At 68.5% G+C, this 17486-nt stretch carries 15 protein-coding genes; 5 read left to right on the top strand and 10 right to left on the bottom strand.

Annotated features, from left to right (window positions below; translation table 11 throughout):
• Positions 1-114 precede the first annotated feature (114 nt).
• The gene (locus N8J89_RS14145) at positions 115-4638 is read left to right on the top strand and encodes a PDDEXK-like endonuclease domain-containing protein (protein WP_283664801.1); all 4524 of its coding nucleotides are present in this window, start codon (positions 115-117) and stop codon (positions 4636-4638) included.
• Complete coding sequence (locus N8J89_RS14140; protein ID WP_283664800.1) at positions 4635-5468, top strand: hypothetical protein; 834 nt, start codon at positions 4635-4637, stop codon at positions 5466-5468. Before N8J89_RS14145 ends, N8J89_RS14140 begins: the two co-directional genes overlap by 4 nt.
• 78 nt (positions 5469-5546) lie before the next feature.
• Here the strand turns inward: N8J89_RS14140 and N8J89_RS14135 are convergent, their stop codons facing one another.
• The 3 genes from N8J89_RS14135 to N8J89_RS14125 are packed head-to-tail and all read right to left on the bottom strand — an operon-like array spanning position 5547 to position 7447.
• The gene (locus N8J89_RS14135) at positions 5547-6605 is read right to left on the bottom strand and encodes a WXG100 family type VII secretion target (RefSeq protein WP_252481656.1); all 1059 of its coding nucleotides are present in this window, start codon (positions 6603-6605) and stop codon (positions 5547-5549) included.
• Positions 6606-6612: 7 nt separating this feature from the next.
• A complete protein-coding gene (locus N8J89_RS14130) occupies positions 6613-6921 on the bottom strand; it encodes a type VII secretion target (RefSeq protein ID WP_252481655.1) in 309 nt (102 codons plus the stop codon).
• 37 nt (positions 6922-6958) lie between these two features.
• Entirely contained in the window at positions 6959-7447 is a 489-nt protein-coding gene (locus N8J89_RS14125) for a YbaB/EbfC family nucleoid-associated protein (RefSeq protein ID WP_252481654.1), read from the bottom strand.
• A 502-nt stretch (positions 7448-7949) separates the two neighbouring features.
• On the opposite strand from N8J89_RS14125, the gene N8J89_RS14120 reads away from it, so the two are divergent.
• Together N8J89_RS14120 and N8J89_RS14115 are read left to right on the top strand one after the other, a co-directional pair.
• Positions 7950-9539 (top strand): sensor histidine kinase, encoded by a 1590-nt coding sequence (locus tag N8J89_RS14120; RefSeq protein ID WP_283664799.1) that lies wholly within the window; start codon positions 7950-7952, stop codon positions 9537-9539.
• Positions 9540-9623: 84 nt separating this feature from the next.
• Entirely contained in the window at positions 9624-10505 is an 882-nt protein-coding gene (locus N8J89_RS14115; RefSeq protein WP_283664798.1) for an alpha/beta fold hydrolase, read from the top strand.
• On the opposite strand, the gene cutA is transcribed toward N8J89_RS14115, so the two are convergent.
• The 6 genes from cutA to gap form a co-directional block, all read right to left on the bottom strand.
• The gene (gene cutA, locus N8J89_RS14110) at positions 10472-10786 is read right to left on the bottom strand and encodes a divalent-cation tolerance protein CutA (RefSeq protein WP_283664797.1); all 315 of its coding nucleotides are present in this window, start codon (positions 10784-10786) and stop codon (positions 10472-10474) included. The genes N8J89_RS14115 and cutA overlap by 34 nt on opposite strands.
• Positions 10787-11230: 444 nt before the next feature.
• Positions 11231-11575, bottom strand: a complete 345-nt coding sequence (locus N8J89_RS14105) for an RNA polymerase-binding protein RbpA (RefSeq protein ID WP_252481650.1) — start codon at positions 11573-11575, stop codon at positions 11231-11233.
• A gap of 110 nt (positions 11576-11685) precedes the next feature.
• Complete coding sequence (gene secG, locus N8J89_RS14100; protein WP_252481649.1) at positions 11686-11934, bottom strand: preprotein translocase subunit SecG; 249 nt, start codon at positions 11932-11934, stop codon at positions 11686-11688.
• A gap of 123 nt (positions 11935-12057) precedes the next feature.
• On the bottom strand, positions 12058-12843 hold the full coding sequence (gene tpiA, locus N8J89_RS14095) for a triose-phosphate isomerase (RefSeq protein ID WP_283664796.1): 786 nt from the start codon (positions 12841-12843) through the stop codon (positions 12058-12060).
• Positions 12843-14063 carry a phosphoglycerate kinase gene (locus tag N8J89_RS14090; protein ID WP_283664795.1) on the bottom strand — a complete coding sequence of 407 codons (1221 nt, stop codon included), beginning with the start codon at positions 14061-14063 and terminating at the stop codon, positions 12843-12845. The genes tpiA and N8J89_RS14090 overlap by 1 nt, the downstream gene beginning before the upstream one ends.
• Positions 14064-14076: 13 nt before the next feature.
• Entirely contained in the window at positions 14077-15081 is a 1005-nt protein-coding gene (gap, locus tag N8J89_RS14085) for a type I glyceraldehyde-3-phosphate dehydrogenase (protein WP_283664794.1), read from the bottom strand.
• Positions 15082-15275: 194 nt separating this feature from the next.
• On the opposite strand from gap, the gene N8J89_RS14080 reads away from it, so the two are divergent.
• The gene (locus N8J89_RS14080; RefSeq protein WP_283664793.1) at positions 15276-15662 is read left to right on the top strand and encodes a hypothetical protein; all 387 of its coding nucleotides are present in this window, start codon (positions 15276-15278) and stop codon (positions 15660-15662) included.
• Positions 15663-15847: 185 nt separating this feature from the next.
• Here the strand turns inward: N8J89_RS14080 and N8J89_RS14075 are convergent, their stop codons facing one another.
• Positions 15848-16993, bottom strand: coding sequence for a serine/threonine-protein kinase (locus tag N8J89_RS14075; protein ID WP_283664792.1), 1146 nt, complete (start codon positions 16991-16993; stop codon positions 15848-15850).
• Positions 16994-17486 lie beyond the last annotated feature (493 nt).

Genomic DNA, 17486 nt, shown 5'->3' with positions numbered 1-17486 from the left:
TTCATAACTAGACAACGATCATCCGATCGGACAATTACTGACCATTAGTCCTTGTGTCCGGTTTCAGCTGTCGGCACTCTTTCCCGTTGCTCTTCATCCAAGGGAAAGGTTGTCATGGCCGCTCCACGCGACCGCGAAGCCCTGAACAAGACCACCAGCTTGATGAACTTCCTGGCAGAGGTCACCGACGCCGCCGAACGCCACCCGGTGCGTGACATCCTCTCCACCGACCAAGACGCCCCGGACCCGATCATCTGGCTGGACGAACTGCCGGACGGTGTCCGCTGGTCGACCAACCCGCGCGATGACGTCTTGATGTGGGTCCGGCCCCCACGGTCCGCCACCGAACCAGCACCACCTGAACCGCTGGCACAGTGGGTCGACCTGTCGCGCACTCGCGGCCACACCGGTCCGGAACCGGTGCTCCACGGAACCGGGCCCGCGGACGCGGAGCCAGGGCAGCGAACCGAGCCACCGAACAGCATCGTGCGAGCGTTCAGCGCCTGGCGATCGACCTGGCGGGCCTGGGCGCGAGACCAGTCGAGCCGGACCCTGTACGAGCAGCTGGAAAAGGCCGCGAAAACCATGGAGCAGCAGGATGACGAATTCGAGTTCGTGCTCGCCGTTGGATTGGTGGCCTGGGCCGCGCCGGACGGAGACCGAATTTACCGGCATCTGGTGACAGAACCGGTTCGTCCCACATTGGACCGTGCCACCGCGGAGGTCACGGTTTCCCTGGTCGGCGGTAAACGCCGCCTGGAGGGCCGTGAACTCTTCGCCGATCAGGAGGTCTACCGAGCTGACCGGGGCCGCTCGGCGCGTCAGGACGTGCTGGCCGGAGCCGCCGCGCTCAACTCACCACAGACCCTGGCCCTGGTGCGGGACTGGCTCGCGGTCAGCCTCGACCAGCCGCTGGAGACGCGGGACACCCGGACGCCTGCTGAACACGCGACAGCCACACCGGTGCTGAGCCCGTCACCGGCGCTGCTACTGCGTCCACGCAGCCGGGTACTGCTCGCCGAGGCCTACCGGCGCATCGCCGAAGCGCTGCGACAACCCGGTGCGGAGGTGCAAGTGGCACTCGCCCAGCTCGTCGTCGACACCGAGCCGGCCGAGCGGTCCACGTGGCTTCAGCAGCAAGGGGCTGCCTCCGGTGACGTGCTCGGTACCGACCCACTGTTCCCCTTGCCCACCAACGACGAGCAACAACGGGTCATCGAACTCCTGCGCACTGAGACCAGCGTGGTCGTCCAAGGACCACCGGGCACCGGCAAGACGCACACCATCGCGAACCTCGTCTCGGCACTGCTCGCCCGCGGTCAGCGTGTGCTGGTGACCAGCCAGAAGGACCAGGCGCTCAAGGTCCTGCGCGGCAAGATCCCGGCTGCCCTGCGCGAGTTGTGCGTCCTGCTCGCCGGTGGCAGCAAAGACGCAGCCAAGGAACTGCAGCAGAGCTTGGACGCGCTCTCCGAGGCGATCGCCTCGCCAGAGACGAGCAGGCTGCCTGAGCGGATCAAGGAACTTTCGGCCCACCGGCACGACCTTCGATCGACGAGCGCCCAACTCAACAGCCGGATCCGGGAGCTGCGCGGTGTCGAGAACGTCAGGCACGGCCCGGTGGCGCCGGGCTACAGCACCGAACGCTATTGCGGGACGTTGTCCGAAATCGTGCGCGAGGTCAAAGACAACGCCGCCACCCACCGTTGGTTCCCGCCGGTCGATCCCAAGCAGCCCGACCATCCCCCGCTGACCCTGCCTGATCTGGTCGAGCTGCTGCGCCTGACCCGGTCCGACGGTCCGGCTCGGCGGGCACGAGACGGACAACGAATCCCGGAACGGGCCGAGCTTCCGGCACAAGGCGGCTTGGCAGAGCTGGTCGCCGCGGAACGCACCGCCCAGGACACCGCACACACGGACACCAGCGAGCTGACCCAACGCCTGGCCGCGGCGGGCACCGAGGTTCTGCACGGACTGCGGCAGGTCCGGCAGGAGATGAACGAGGTGCTGCACGAGCTGGGCCTGAACCGCGACCGGACCGCGGGACCGATGCCGGACTGGGTCGCCAGGGCACTCGGTGACCGGTTCGCGGGCCGCCATGCGGGCCTGTGGGGACACCTGTCACAGGTGCGCGAGGAAGCACACCGCCTCCAGGAGCGCATCAAGGCGCGAGGGGTCACCTTCCACGTCGAGCTCACCGCACCGATCAGCACGGTGGGCATCGGCAAGGCCCGTGGACTACTCAAGGCCGGGCATGCCCTGCGGGATCATCTGGCCGCGGGCCGGAAACTGCGGAAGGTGCTGCCCAAGTCCTCGGTGCAGAAGGAGGCGGCCGACTTCCTGGCCGCCGTCGCCGTGGACGGCAGACCACCCACCGCCTTGCCAGAACTGGAAGTCGCCCTCGAATGGCTCGAAGCAGAGGTGGCGGCCACGCAATTGGTGCACAGATGGGCGGAAGCGAAGGTGCCGATCGAGACCGACCACATCACCGACACCTTGTCCCAGCTCGACGACAGCGGACGCCTGCTGGGCAGCGTGGAAGCCGCGGTGGCACTGCGGGAACGAACGGCCGAGTTGCTCCGGCGAAGCGGCCTGACCATGGACCTGTCCACGATCGAGGTCGTCACCGCTGTGCTTGACGCGGCTCCGGCCGCGCTCAACTACGTCGAACTCGAACGCGCCCGGACACAGGTGGACGCACTGCTTTCGCGTGTGCGCGAGTGGGCCGGGCACCCGGACTCCTGTGGTGAGCTCGGTCTGCTGGTCGACGCGATCGCGAACCGGGACCTCGCCGCATACGACTCCGGTCTCCACGCAGTCGACCGTGCCCGTACCGAACAGGACCAGGAACGACGGCGGGCTCAGCTCGCCCGCGTGCTGCACGCCGTCCACCCGCAACTGCTCGACCTGCTTGAGCAGACCGCGTCCGACCAGGAATGGGACAGCAGGATCCGCGCTCTACCCGATGCCTGGGCGTGGTCCAAGGCCGAGCAGTTCGTGTCCAGCCAGCGCAACGCCGACGAGGAACGCCAACTCGTCTCGCGGCACGATGAGGTCGAAGACCTGCTGAAGAACGTCACGGAGGAGCTCGCCGCCGCGGAGGCCATGCACGCGTGTGTCGCGCGGATGACCGACTCGCACGTGGTGGCTTTGCGCAGTTACCGCGAGCACATGGGCAAGATCGGTGGCGGACACGGCAGCAGGGTGCGGGAGTTCCGGAACGCGGCCAAGGCCGCGATGGAAAAGGCCAAGAGCGCCGTGCCCGCCTGGGTCGTGCCGTTGCCCAACCTGCTCGAGAACATCGCGCCGGACCGGGACTCCTTCGACGTCGTCATTGTGGACGAGGCCAGCCAGGTCGGCCTGGAACACCTGTTCCTGCTGTGGATGGCACCGCGCGTGATCGTCGTTGGCGACGACAAGCAGTGCACCCCTGGGGTCAACCGGATGGGCAAGCTGGCCAACGTCTTCGAGCGCATGTCAGAACACCTGGCCGAGCTTCCGGAGGAGGTCCGGTTCAACTTCAGCCCCAAGTCCAACCTCTACGGCCTGCTCTCCGCCCGTTCCGGCAAGGACGCGGTGGTCCGGCTGCGCGAGCACTTCCGGTGCATGCCGGAGATCATCAACTGGTCGTCTGAGCAGTTCTACGGCGCAGGCAACCGAGGATTGGTCCCGTTGCGCGAGCGCACCGCCAGGGACCTGGAGCCGCTTCAGGTCGTGCACGTCACCGGTGCCTACCCAGAAGGAAAGGAAGCCAGACTGCGGAATCCGGTGGAGGCCAAGCGGATCGTCGAACAGCTCGTCACCTGCCTTGCGGATCCTCGCTACCGGGGCAAGTCCTTCGGCGTGGTGGTGCTGCGCAGTCTCGGCCATCACGTCAAGCTCATCGAGCACGAGATCAACGCCGCCATCACGCCGGAGGAACGCGAGGCCCGCAACATCCGGGTCGGCACCGCGCCGAACTTCCAGGGCGACGAGCGGGATGTCATCTTCCTCTCCACGGTGGTCACCGAGGTGCCCCAGGTCCAGGCCGCGACGATGTGGCAACAGACCTTCAACGTGGCGGCCAGCCGGGCGCGAGATCAGATGTGGCTGTTCACCTCGGTCCGGCCTGCCGACTACCGGGCCGGGGACCTGCGGGCCTCGCTGGTCAACTACATGCTCAACCCGCCGTCGGTCTACGGAGCCTCTCCGGAGCTCGACTCGGTCAGCGAGCGCCGGCACTGCAAGCCGTTCGAGTCGCTGTTCGAGCAGAGGTTGTTCCGCCGGATCAGAGAGCGCGGCTACCACGTGGTGCCGCAGTTCAAGGTCGGCACCCGCTCCCTTGACCTGGTGGTCGTCGGCGACGGCGGCCGACTGGCCGTCGAGTGCGACGGTCACCGCTGGCACGCCTCTGCCCAGCAGCAGGTCGCGGACGCCCGCCGGGACCGGGAACTGCGCCGGATGGGCTGGGAGGTGGTGCGCATCCGGGAGAGCGAGTTCGAGTTCGACGCGGAACGCGGACTGGCTCCGCTGTGGCAACGCCTGGCACAACGCGACATCCACCCGAAACCGGTGCCGGCCTCCACCGGGGCGCAGCCGGACTGGACGCCGATCGAACTGCCCGAGGACACGGCGGACGCCGAGCAAGGAGAGCGACTGTGAGCGCCGAGGAGATCCGCGTCGAACTCGACGACAACATCCTGGACCGGATCGCCGGCCTGATCTGCGGGGACGACACCACGGTCAACTACCGGACCGGCTACCAGATCACCTCGTTCTTCGAGGCAGCGGGCTGGGCCAGGGTCGGCGAGGTCGATGGCGCCCGGCGCGCCTGGGTCGCCGACACGCTCAAGCGGCGACGGCGCGACTCGAACGCCTTGCGCCAGGTCATCCTGCGACTGGTCGATCCGCGCGAATACCTGGACGAGGACGAGGTGCGGGTCCACGTGCTGCAGGAGCTCAACGAACTGCTGGCGGTCGAGGGCTACCAGGTGGTCTACAAAGGCAGCAGGCCGGAACTCATCACCCAGACGCCGACCATGAACCGACCGGCGATGCAGGCGCCGGTCCAACTGCTGGCGAGCCTGTCCGACATCGTCAGTGACGCGGCATTCGGCGCGCAGCTCAGGTCCCGGCTCGACGAGGCACACACCTGCTGGAAGTCCGGCGCCTGCACGGCGGCGATCATCATGCTCGGCAGTGTGCTCGAGGGCGTGCTCTACGACGTGGCCCTGGCCCAGCACGACGGCCAGGGCCGCAAGCCTACCGACCACCTGGAGAGCCTGATCGACCTCGCCAAGGACAACGGGTGGATCGCGGCTGACGTCGTGGACTACGTGCACGTGCTGCGCCACCACCGCAACCTGGTGCACCCGAAGAAGCAGTTGACCCAGGGATACGCGCCGGAGGAGGACACCGTGCTGATCGCCTGGAACGTGGTGGTCGCGACGCTCAACGACCTGGAGCAGTGGGGAAGGACGACCGGCGTCTAGCCGAGCGAGATCTCCGGCAACGATCGACGAAAGCCCGGTCCGCGTGCGCGGACCGGGCTTCGGATCAGTGGCTGGGAGCTACTTCTCCCACCAGCCCTTCTTCTCGTTCTGCTCGATGTTCTCCGGGTTGAAGTCGTCCTTCACCGCGGTCTTGCCCGCCTCAAGGCCGACCTTGATCGGGGCCTGCCACAGGTACTCCTTGCCGACTTCCTTGCCGACCTGCTTGCCGTACTCGGCGGCCTGCCCGTAGTCGTCCTTCAGGCCGTCCAGCCGGGGTATCTGCTCGCCTCTGTTGCCTCTGAGCCCGCGCAACATGCTCTGGTTGGTCTTGCTGACGCTCTTGGACAGGTCGAAGCCGCTGCGGCTGTACTTGCCGAGGCCGCCGAGGCCCTTGATCTTGCTGGCCGCCTTGGCCATGTTCTGGATCATCGTGGACAGCACCCGGTTCACGCCCTGGCACAGGCGCAGGAACTTGGTGAAGTACTTCATGATCTTCGAGACCGCCATGCCGACCCTGGCGATCACCCAGGACACCCCGGCGGCGATGGAGGCGCCGAAGGTGAAGAAGGCGGTCAGGCCGGCCGCGACCATGGCCTTGATGATCTCGGCGACCACGATCGAGATGGTGTCCCGCACGATCGCGCGCACCACGGCCATCGCCTGGCCGAGCCCGCCAGCGGCCTCGGAGGTGGCCTTGGCCTCGCCGCTGATGGCCAGCAGGCTGTCGTTGACGATGGTCATCTGCTCTTTGAACGCCAGCTGCGCGTCACCGCTCCAGCCGCCGATCTGCGCGTTGAGCTCGTTGCGCGTGTCGGTGGCCAGGTCGGTGATCTCCTTGGACACGTTGTGCCAGGCCAGCACGCCCTTCTTGACCTCGCCGTCGTCCCCGCTGACGTAGTCCAGGCACTCCTTGAGCGGGCCGATGTGCTCCATCGCCCAGCCGATCCCGGCCTCCAGCAGCGAGCCGAACGGGTCCATGACCACGCCCACCGCGTCGAAGGCCAGCCCGGCCGCGGAGGCGCCGGCCTCCGGGAACTCGCCCTGCACCAGCGCCGAGACCGTCTCCGCGGTGCTGCCGATCGCGCCGGAGCCGTCCAGGGACTTGGTCGCGCCGTCGAAGTTGGAGAACCACTCCATCGTCAGCTCACTTCTTCCCGTCGAAGGAGTCGCGGATGCCGTCCTCCGCTTGCTGGTAGGTCAGCGCGGCGTCCTTGAGCGACTTCGCCACGTCCTGCAGGCCCTGCGCGCCGTCCTCGATCTGGGCCCTGGCCTCGGCGGCCTGCTTGTTCAGGTCGCCGGCGAAGCGCATGCCGATCACGCCATAGGCCTCGTGGCCCAGCTGGATGCCCGCCGCGGCGGTGGCCTGCCCGGACAGGCCCTCGCCGATGCGCTGGAGGGTGGCCGCGTACTTCTCCAGCTCGGCGCTCTTGGTGGTGAACTTGTCAGCCGTCATAACTGCCTTCCCCAGTGGGTGTGCCAGCCGAACCCGCTCAGCGCAGGATCGGGCCGCCGAAGTCGTCCTCGTCCTCGTCCCGGTCCGGCCGCGGCTGCCGCGGTGGCTGGGACGGGCGCGGCGGGGCGTTCGGTTCCCGCTGGGCCTGCGGCGGCTGACCCGGCTGGCCGGGGGCGTCCTCGTCCTCGGCGGGCGGCAGGTAGCCGCGCAGCATGGCCATGGTCTGGGTGGCGTCGCCGAACAGCGGCGTGACCACCTCCTCCAGCTGGCGGCCTGCCTGTGCCTGGGCCTGCTGGGCGAGCTGCACCAGCAGCTGGCCGAGGTTGCGCAGTGAGGCGTCCACCAGCGAGGGGTGGATCTGCACGTCCTTGAGCGTCCCGTTGACGTGCACCTCGACGCTGATCTTCCCGTCCGGGGTGCTGGCGCGGCCGCTCAGCTGCTGCAGTTCACCGGAGACCGCGTCCACGGCGGCCAGCCGGGCCCGGTTCTCCCGCTCCATGCGCGCTACCCACGCTTCGGGGTCCACAAACATTCACCTTTCACTCGCCCCCCATTCCACGATGTCGCCCGGTCAGACTAGGCAACGGCCCGGTCGGTTCCCTCGGACGGCGGTAACTGTGTGCCGATTTCCCGGGCACCGCCACCGGACGTAATGGTCTGTACCATTTGCCCGGTCAACAGCGGGGGTTACTGGACCGTTCGATGGCCGGACAACTGGTTCAAAGTTGTCAAACTGATGACACGCCCACGTTCGGAGCAACGAGCCGGTCGAGCAGCCGAACAGGGAACACGCTGCGTAGTCACGCATGACTTGGTCAATCTGACAAACTTTGACAAGTCCCCAGGCTGTCTGCCGAGTCAGCTGCCCGCAGATCATGACAAGCTGGACAGACTTGTCAACTGGCTCTGTTTTTTGGCAGCAAGCTGCCGTACGGTGGGGTCGATCGGACGGGTGACTCGGAGGTGCTGCTCTGGTCACGAAGAGGTTGTCCGGGCCCGGCCTGCGTCAGGCCGCCCCCAGGACAAACGTGAGCACGGAAACCCGCGGCGACCGCGGGCCGGACGGACTGCGCTGCCTGCGGCGCACGCTGACCGACCTGGGGTTGCTCACCCTGGCGGGTCTGGACGTCGTGGTGAACACGGCGCCCTCGACGCACTACACGTTCCTGCTGCCCGCGCTGGCCTGCCTGGCGCTGCTGTTCCGCAGGGAGTTCCCGCGCGCCGCGCTGGTGCTGACCATTCCCGGCCTCGTGGTGGGCTTCACCGTGCTGGCCGCGGTGGTCGCGCTGTACACGGTGGCCAGGTCGCGCAAGCTGGACTGGCAGACCATCGCGGGCGCGCTGCTGGTCTTCGGTGGCTGCCTCACCCTGGGCCCGATGCAGGTCTTCCCCGACGTAGCCCCGCACGAGGCGCTCCTGCGCGCCCTGTACGCCGCGCTACTGGCCGGCACCCCGGTCACCGTCGGCCTGCTGGTGCGGGCGCGGTGCGAGCTGACCGGCAAGCTGACCGAGCTGGCCGCGGGCCGGGAGAAGCAGCAGCGGCTGCACGACCACGCGGTGCGCGCCGAGGAGCGGACCCGGCTGGCCCGCGAGATGCACGACGTGGTGTCCCACCAGGTCACGCTGATCGCGATCCAGGCAGGCGCGCTGCAGATGGTGGCCGAGGACGCGGACTCCAAGGAGATCGCGCAGACCATCCGCAAGCTGTCCAACCGCACCCTGGAAGAGCTGCGCAACCTGGTCGGCCTGCTGCGCTCCTCCACCCTGGACTGCGAAGCCGTGCAGCCGACCCTGGAGGACGTGCCCCAGCTGGTCGCCGACTGCGGCCTGCCGGCCACGCTGACCATGGGCCCGATGCCCGGCCCGGTGTCCCCGCAGCTGGGCTGCGCGGTGTACCGGACGGTGCAGGAAGCCCTGACCAACATCGGCAAACACGCCTCCGGCGCCCCGGTCACGGTGCACCTGGGCCTGGCCTCGGGCAGCCTGCACGTGGAGATCCGCAACGCCTGCCCCCGCGCCCAGGACGGCCTCGCGCCGCTGCCCCCCGGCGGCCACGGCCTGATGGGCCTGCGCGAGCGGGCGGCCATGCTCGGCGGCACGCTCACCGCGCAGCCGACCGAGGACGGCGGCTACGTGGTCCGCGCCAGCTTCCCGCTCACCCCGGAGAACCTGGCCGCCCCCGCCCCAGCCACGCCGATCCCCCCGGCGCACGCGGCACCGATCCCGCCGGCCCCGGCCCACTACTCGGTCCCGGCGCATTCGGTTCCGGCGCATTCCGCTACGGCCCACTCGGTCCCGGCCAGCTCAGTCCCGGCCGATCCGTCCCCTGCCCGCTCAGTCCCGGCCCATGCGGCTGCGGTACGCGCGGTCTCGGCCCATCCGGCCCCGGCGACCGCGGCCCACACCACCGCGCCGCTGCCGATCGCGGCCAAGCACTCCGCGTCGTCGGCTCCCCCGCCGGCGCCCGACCCAGCCCCGCCACCGGCCCCGGCCCGGCGGACCACGCACGCCCCCGCCGCCGGACCGCCCGCGCTGACCTCAGCCGAGCACCTGGCGATGCTGCGCCACCCCCGGCCCCGCGAACCCAGCCCGGCGGAACTCCACCTGTCAGCCCAATGACACCGGGGGCAAGGTTCCCTGTCTCGCGGTGACAAGCCCTGACTGGCACGTTCCGGGGGCACCGGACCGGCTCATGCTGAGCGCATGACCGACGTCCTGTCCCCCGGAACGCACACCATCGAGATCGGCGGCATCCGCCAGCGCTACCACGTGGCGGGCGCGGGGCCGGTCTGCCTCGTCCACTCCGGCGGTCCCGGCATCCACTGGGAGTACCTGCGGATGCCGGAGCTGGAACGCCAGCTGACCATGGTCTACCTCGAACCGGTTGGCACCGGCCAGAGCGGCAGGCTGCCTGACGGCCAGTACACGATGCGCCGCTACGCCGAGTTCGTCGACGGCGTCCTGGACCACCTGGACGGCCCCGAGGTCTTCTTCCTCGGCCACTCCCACGGCGCCTTCGTCGGCCTCCAGTTCGCCCTGGACCACCCCGACCGCCTGGCCGGCCTGATCGTCTACGACGGCGCGCCGACCATGAACACCCCGGACTTCGACGCCGAGCTGGCCGCGGGCGTCCAGGCCCGCCTGGACGCCCACCCGGAGAGCCGGTACGTCCGCCGCGCCGCCGAGGCCATCGGCCAGACCAAGATCGAGGACGACGCCTCGATGCTGGCCTACCTGGCCACGATCCTGCCGCTGTACTTCGCCGACTACGCCGCCACGGACCTCTCCGGCTGGCTCGACACCCTGGGCGCCACCCACGACCCCAACCGCGTCCAGGAGCAGTGGGACATCCGCGACGACCTGACCGCCATCCGCACCCCCACCCTGGTGCTGGTCGGCAGGCACGACTTCATCTGCGGCCCGCGCTGGGCCGCCGAGCTCGCCGAGGGCATCCCCGAGTCCCGCCTGGTGGTGCTGGCACACAGCGGCCACTTCGGCCACCTGGAGGAACCGGAACGCTGCTACGGCGCGATCACCCGGTTCACCGCCGGCTACCGGGTCTCGGCCGCCACCCAGTCCAGGTAGTCCGCCCCGCCACCGACCACCGGCGTCACGATCAACTCCGGCACGTCATAGCTGTGCGAACCCCGCAACTGCGCCAGCAACCCCTCCACCCGCTCCGCCACGGTCTTGCACTCCACCCGCCACTCCCCTTCGGTCTGGGTCGCTCCGTCCCAGCGGTAGACACTGGTCACCGGCACGATCTGGACGCAGGCGGCCAGGCGCGCCTCCACGGCGGCGGCAGCGAGCGCGTGCGCGGCCTCGGGGGTGTTGACGGTGGTGGTGACGATCAGGTGTTCGGCCATGGGGTGGACGCTACCGAGAGTGGGCGGGGTGGATGAGGGTGATCGAGGTAGTCCACCCACAACGACCATCGGGGCGGTCGCGGTGCCGGTGCCGCCTTTAAGACGACCGGTCACATTGGATGGCGACCCGAGACGACCGGTCACATTGACGGGCGATTTAAGACGACCGGTCATCTAGTTGGGGTGGCCGAGGCTGCTGAATATGACCGGTCGTCTTGAGGGGGATGCCGTGGTGAGGCTGACGGGCTGGCTGGCGAGGCCGAGGGCTGGCTGGCGGGGCTGGGACAGCAGAAGGCCCGGAGGCGTACCCGCCCCCGGGCCTGTCGTTGTTCTGACCCCTGCTACTTATCAGTACCCGGCCATGCCCCCACGGCCGTCCCGCTCACTGCTGCAACGCGCGCCGGACTGCGACACCTACCCGACCCGCAAGGCTGCACCCGCCGGCTAGCCCTCGCCGCGCTGGGCCCGCAGGCGGGCCAGCGCCTCCTCCAGGATCGCCTGGCCGTCGGCGTCGGAGCGGCGCTCCTTCACGTAGGCCAGGTGAGTCTTGTAGGGCTCGTTGCGTGGCGCGGCCGGGGGCGCCTGCTCGTTGCGGCCTGCCGGGAGCCCGCAGCGCGGGCAGTCCCAGCTCTCCGGTACCTCGGCCTCCAAGGCGAACGATGGCCGGACCTCGTGCCCGTTGGCACAGAAGTAGGCCACCCGTTGCCTCGGCGCCGACTCCCCTCGTTCGGACTCGCCCATCGGGCCAGCACCGACTCGGGTGCCGCGGATCGCGTTACCGCCAGCCATCGACCCTCACTTCCCCCGTCATGTATTTGCCCCTGGTGCCTGTGTTCACTTGTCAAGTCCGGATCCGGACTGTCAACAGTGGGAACGGTCGACGGCCGGATCCGGTTCCCTCAGCCTGCCGCCGCTGGCGCGAGCTTCATCAACAGGCCGACACCGATGATGGAGATCAACCAGATCGCGCCGAAGAACAGCGTGAGCCGGTCCAGGTTCTTCTCCACCACGCTTGAGCCGGACAGGCTCGACTGCATGCCGCCACCGAACAGCGAGGAAAGCCCGCCGCCACGGCCGCGGTGCAGCAGCACCAGGAGCACCAGCACCACGCTGGACACGATCAACACAATCTGAAGAGTCAGCTTCATCTCATCCTCGCCGTACCGCGGTAGACGTCACAGAGTACCGGTAAGAGCGGCCGACTTGGACCGCCCTCCGGATCATTGCCGTACGTAATGGCGATTGCACTACGTAATGGCCAGATCGCGGCCTTACGGCAGCGGGCCGCCCGCGGCGAGGGCGCAGAGCTTGGCGAACTCCTCGGCGTCCAGGCTGGCTCCGCCGACCAGGGCGCCGTCGATGTCCTCCTGCTTGATCAGCTCGGCGATGTTGCCGGACTTGACCGAGCCGCCGTAGAGCACGCGCACCGCACCGGCCACCTCGGGGCCGTACTTCTCGGCGAGCTTGGCGCGGATCGCGCCGCAGACCTCCTGGGCGTCGGCCGCGCTGGCCACCCGGCCGGTGCCGATGGCCCACACCGGCTCGTACGCCACCACGACCTGCTGGACCTGCTCGGCCTTGAGGCCCTTGAGCCCGGCGATGAGCTGGTCGGTGGTGTACTCCACGTGCGTGCCCGCCTCGCGGACCTCCAGCTTCTCGCCGATGCAGAAGATCGGCGAGATGCCGTGCTTGAGCGCGGCGCGCACCTTCTTGTTGACCAGCTCGTCGGTCTCGCCGTGGATCTCCCTGCGCTCGGAGTGGCCCACGACCACCCAGGCGCAGCCGAGCTTGGCCAGCATCGGACCCGAGACGTCCCCGGTGTAGGCGCCGGAGTCCTGCGGCGAGAGGTCCTGCGCACCATAGGTGAGCAGCAGCTTGTCGCCGTCCTTGAGGGTCTGGATGCTGCGGATGTCCACGAACGGCGGCAGCACCGCCACGTCGACCTTGTCGTAGTACTTGTCCGGCAGGGAGAACGCGAACTTCTGGACCAGCGCGATGGCTTCCAGGTGGTTCAGGTTCATCTTCCAGTTGCCTGCGATGAACGGCTTGCGCGCCATCAGTCCTCCAGGACGGTAACGCCGGGGAGTTCCTTGCCCTCAAGGAACTCCAGAGAGGCTCCACCACCGGTGGAGATGTGCGAGAAACCGTCCTCGGGCAGGCCGAGCAGGCGCACCGCGGCCGCGGAGTCGCCGCCGCCGACCACGGTGAAGGCCGAGGAGTCGACCAGGGCCTGCGCCACGGCGCGGGTGCCGCCGGCGAACTCCGCGACCTCGAACACGCCCATCGGCCCGTTCCAGAACACGGTCTTGGCGTCGGCGAGCTTGTCCGCGAACAGCCGCTCGGTGTCCGGGCCGATGTCCAGGCCCATCCGCTCGGCCGGAATGCCCTCGGCCGGCACGACCACCGGGTCCGGCTGGCTCTCGGCGCCGAAGTCGGGGAACTGCTCGGCGGTGCGGACGTCGACCGGCAGCACCAGCTCCACGCCGCGCTTGTCCGCCTCGGCCAGGAAGCCGCGCACCGTGTCGAGCTGGTCCTCCTGGAGCAGGGACTTGCCGACCTCGTGGCCCTGGGCCTTGAGGAAGGTGTAGGCCATGCCGCCGCCGATGAGCAGGCGGTCCACCTTGGACAGCAGGTTCTCGATCACGCCGAGCTTGTCGGAGACCTTGGACCCGCCGAGCACCACCACGTACGGGCGCGCGGTGTCCGCGGTGAGCTTGCGCAGCACCTCGACCTCGGCCAGCACCAGGCCACCTGCGTAGTGCGGCAGCAGCTTGGCCAGGTCGTAGACCGAGGCCTGCTTGCGGTGCACCACGCCGAAACCGTCGGAGACGAAGGCGCCGTCAGGACCGGCCAGCGCGGCCAGTTCCTGGGCGAACCCGGTCCGCTCGGCCTCGTCCTTGCTGGTCTCGCGCGGGTCGAAGCGCACGTTCTCCAGCAGCGCCACGTCGCCGTCGGCGAGCCCGTCCACCGCGGCCTGCGCGGCCTGGCCGGTGATCTCGGTGATGCCGAGGACCTCGCGGCCCAGCAGGTCGCCGAGGCGGACGGCGACCACGCCGAGGGAGACCTGCGGGTCCGGCTTGCCCTTGGGGCGGCCGAGGTGGGCCATCACCACGACCCGGGCGCCGGCCTCGGAGAGCTGCTTGATGGTGGGCAGCGAGGCGCGTACCCGGCCGTCGTCGGTGATGACGGAACCGTCCAGAGGAACGTTGAGGTCGGCGCGCACCAGGACGCGCCGACCCGCAACACCCTCGGCCAGAAGATCTGCCAGGGTCTTCACAGTTTTCTCTCCGTCAGAGCTTGGAGGCGACCAGCGCGGTCAGGTCGACCAGGCGGTTGGAGTAGCCCCACTCGTTGTCGTACCAGCCGACCACCTTGACCTGGTTGCCGATGACCTTGGTCAGCGGCGCGTCGAAGATGCAGGACGCCGGGTCGGTGACGATGTCGGTGGAGACGATCGGCTCCTCGCTGTAGCGCAGGATGCCCTTGAGCGCGCCCTCCGCCGCCGCCTTGACCGCCGCGTTGACCTCCTCGACCGAGGTCTCGCGGCCGACGGTGACGGTCAGGTCGGTGGCCGAGCCGGTGGGCACCGGCACCCGCAGCGCGTAGCCGTCCAGCTTGCCCTTGAGCTCCGGCAGCACCAGGCCGATGGCCTTGGCCGCGCCGGTGCTGGTCGGCACGATGTTCAGCGCCGCCGCGCGCGCCCTGCGCAGGTCCTTGTGCGGGGCGTCCTGCAGGTTCTGGTCCTGGGTGTAGGCGTGGATGGTGGTCATCAGACCGCCCTGGATGGTGAAGGTGTCGTGCAGGACCTTCGCCATCGGCGCCAGGCAGTTGGTGGTGCAGGAGGCGTTGGAGATGATGCTCTGCGAGCCGTCGTACTTCTCGTCGTTGGCGCCCAGCACCACGGTCAGGTCCTCGCCCTTGGCCGGGGCGGAAATGATGACCTTCTTGGCGCCACCCTCGTCGATGTGCTTGCGCGCGACGGAGGCGTCGGTGAAGAAGCCAGTGGACTCGATGACCACGTCGACGCCGAGGTCCTTCCACGGCAGCTTGCCGGGGTCGCGCTCGGCCAGCGCCTTGATGACCTTGCCGTTGACGGAGATGCCCTCGTCGGTGACCTTCACCTCGCCGTCCAGGCGGCCCAGGATCGAGTCGTACTTCAGCAGGTGCGCCATCGTGGCCACGTCACCCAGGTCGTTGAAGGCCACGATCTCAATGTCCCGGCCGCTGGCGGCCAGCGCGCGCCAGAAGTTGCGGCCGATGCGACCAAAGCCGTTCACACCTACGCGAACCGTCACGGTGCGTCTCCTCGAGGTTCGTCCCGGCCGTCCTAAGACCGGGCGCATACCGGCGTTTCCGCATTCACCCTAGCGGGCCGGAATCGCGCTGGTCACGGCCACCCGGGGAACTGGCTTGATCGAGACAGAGACCAAGGTCACCGAGAGGCCCCCGCGCTTGCCCTCCAGCGAGGTGGAGGTTCGAGCATGGAGCCATGGACGACAACGGCATCCTGCTCTTCCACAACACCATGCGGATCACCGAGGGCCACCTGGCCGGGTTCCGCGCCGCCATCGCCGAGGCGGTGGCCTTCGCCCGGCGGCACGGGCCGCAGCTGATGGTCGAGGTCTTCATCGACGAGGAACGGATGACCGCGCACAGCTTCCAGCTCTTCGGTGACTCCGAGGCGGTCCGGGCGCACTGGCGGCTGGCCGACCCCTACATCCAGGAGGTGATGGCGCACTGCCGGGTGGACCGCTTCGAGGTCTACGGCGAGCCGGAGCCGGACGTGCTGGCCGGTGTGCGGGACGGGATCGGCGAGGGTGAGCTGTCCCTGGCGCCGCGGGTGGCGGGGTTCCTCCGGTTCGGGACCGCGACCTAGGCCAGGACGGCCCCGCTGGGTGCGTTTTCGGTCCGAGGCCGAGGCGATCCGCAGCCTGCTCGATCTGCTCCCTGCCGAGGCCGTCGCGGAGCTGGGCGTCGCGAGGTGCTTCGGCTCAGGCGGGCTGGCCCGACCACACCCGCACCGGGTTAGCACCTCACGATGCTCAGCTTCTCAGACGCTGATCAGTGGTCGCCCACCACGTTCAGCGCCGCATCGATGGGTTCCAGGTTGGGGTTGTCGACGCCGAAACTCTCGATCGCGTGGTGGCGAAGCTCGGTCAGGGTTTGTGCGGCGGCGTGGGAGTCGCCGCGGTCGTGCTCGGCGAGTGCGCGCTGGATGGTCGCGTCGATGTCGGTCTCGGTGAGGAAGTCGTGCCGCGAGCTGGCGCGGAAGGGCTTCGCGGCTCTAGTCCGGCTCCTGGCGGGCGCTTCCGGCGGACGGACCTTGTCCGGTGTGCGATAAGGGAGCGTCACATCCGGCATGAGGACAGGGTTGGGCTCCAGCCCTCCCTCGGCAGGGAGGTACTGCTTCAGGGTCCCGAGCACCTCGCCGATTCCCGGTCTGCTGTCGACGTTCTTCGCCAGCAGAGCAAGCGTCAGGTCCTCCAGGTCGCGGGGCACCTGATGGCGGAACCGCGACGGCGGAATCGGTGGGTCTTCGCGGTGCTGCTCCTCCAACGACTTCCCGTTGTCCTCGTTGAACGGCGGCCAGCCGACGATCAGGAAGTAGAACACACAGCCAAGGCTGTACAGGTCGGACTGCACTTGATCGCCCTTCCGGAACCGTTCTGGTGCCGCGTAAGCGTCGGTTCCCACGAAGTTCTTCGTATAACTTGTCGCGTCCTTCGTCAGCGGCAGCGCAATCCCGAAATCGATCACGTATACTGCGCCGTTCTCACCAACCATGATGTTGTCGGGTTTCAGGTCACGGTGCAGAATCTGCTCCTGGTGACAGGCGTCCAGGGCCGTCCCGACAGAGGTGCCAATGGCAGCAAACTCTGCCCTTCTGGGCACGTTCTTCCTGCGGTAGGCAGTCAGCTTGTGTCCTCGGATGTAGGTCATCGCGATGTAGGGCAACGACCCGTGTTCACCTTCGCCGACCACTGCCGGAATCTTCGGGTGCTCAAGTTGGCGCAGCACCCGGGCCTCTCGTGCGAACCTCTTCATGGTCCGGTCGTAAGCATCGGGCTCCAGATCAGCTGTCCCCGGCAATTGCGGGAGCTTGACAACCACCTCCTTCTCCAACTGCAGGTCCCATGCTCTGTAGGCGACCCCCATACCGCCCTCGCCCGCTTCCTCACGTACCTGGAACCGTTGCCCGACGAGCACGCCCGGATTCAATCGTGCCCGCCGTCTGCCTGCCGCACTTGTCACGAACGCGAACCGTAGCCGACCGGATCGTGCGACCCATGTAGCGTTTTGGTGTTTCCGGCGATAACCCCTTCGATGAGGCCGGATGAGCGCAAGGGTGCAAGCCGTCTAGACAACACAATGGGTCAGGGACAGATCGTGCGCGTCAGCGCGACCGACATCGGTTCTTCGGCCTGCCCACAGGCGTTGGCGATAAAGGTGCGCCCGCCGCGGCAACGTCGCCGCCGAGCTGCTTCCGCGCTGGGTGATTTCACCTTGGGCCCGCTCATGTCCGCCCTCGACCGGGTTGAGTTCGACGGATGTGCGGAAGGGGAGGTCGTCGAGGAACTCGTGCGGACGAGAGGGGTGTTCGGCTCTGACGCGGCTCCCGCCCACGACGGGCTTGTCTCGTGGTCGGTCGAGGCATTCCGCAACTACCGTGCTGCTTGGCGAGCTCACCAGTCTGCTGCTG

Origin of the sequence: Crossiella sp. CA-258035 (assembly GCF_030064675.1) — a bacterium.
In the GTDB taxonomy this organism is placed as follows: domain Bacteria; phylum Actinomycetota; class Actinomycetes; order Mycobacteriales; family Pseudonocardiaceae; genus Crossiella.
Note: the sequence above shows the minus strand (reverse complement) of the source record. Positions and strands in the feature narration are given on the sequence as shown.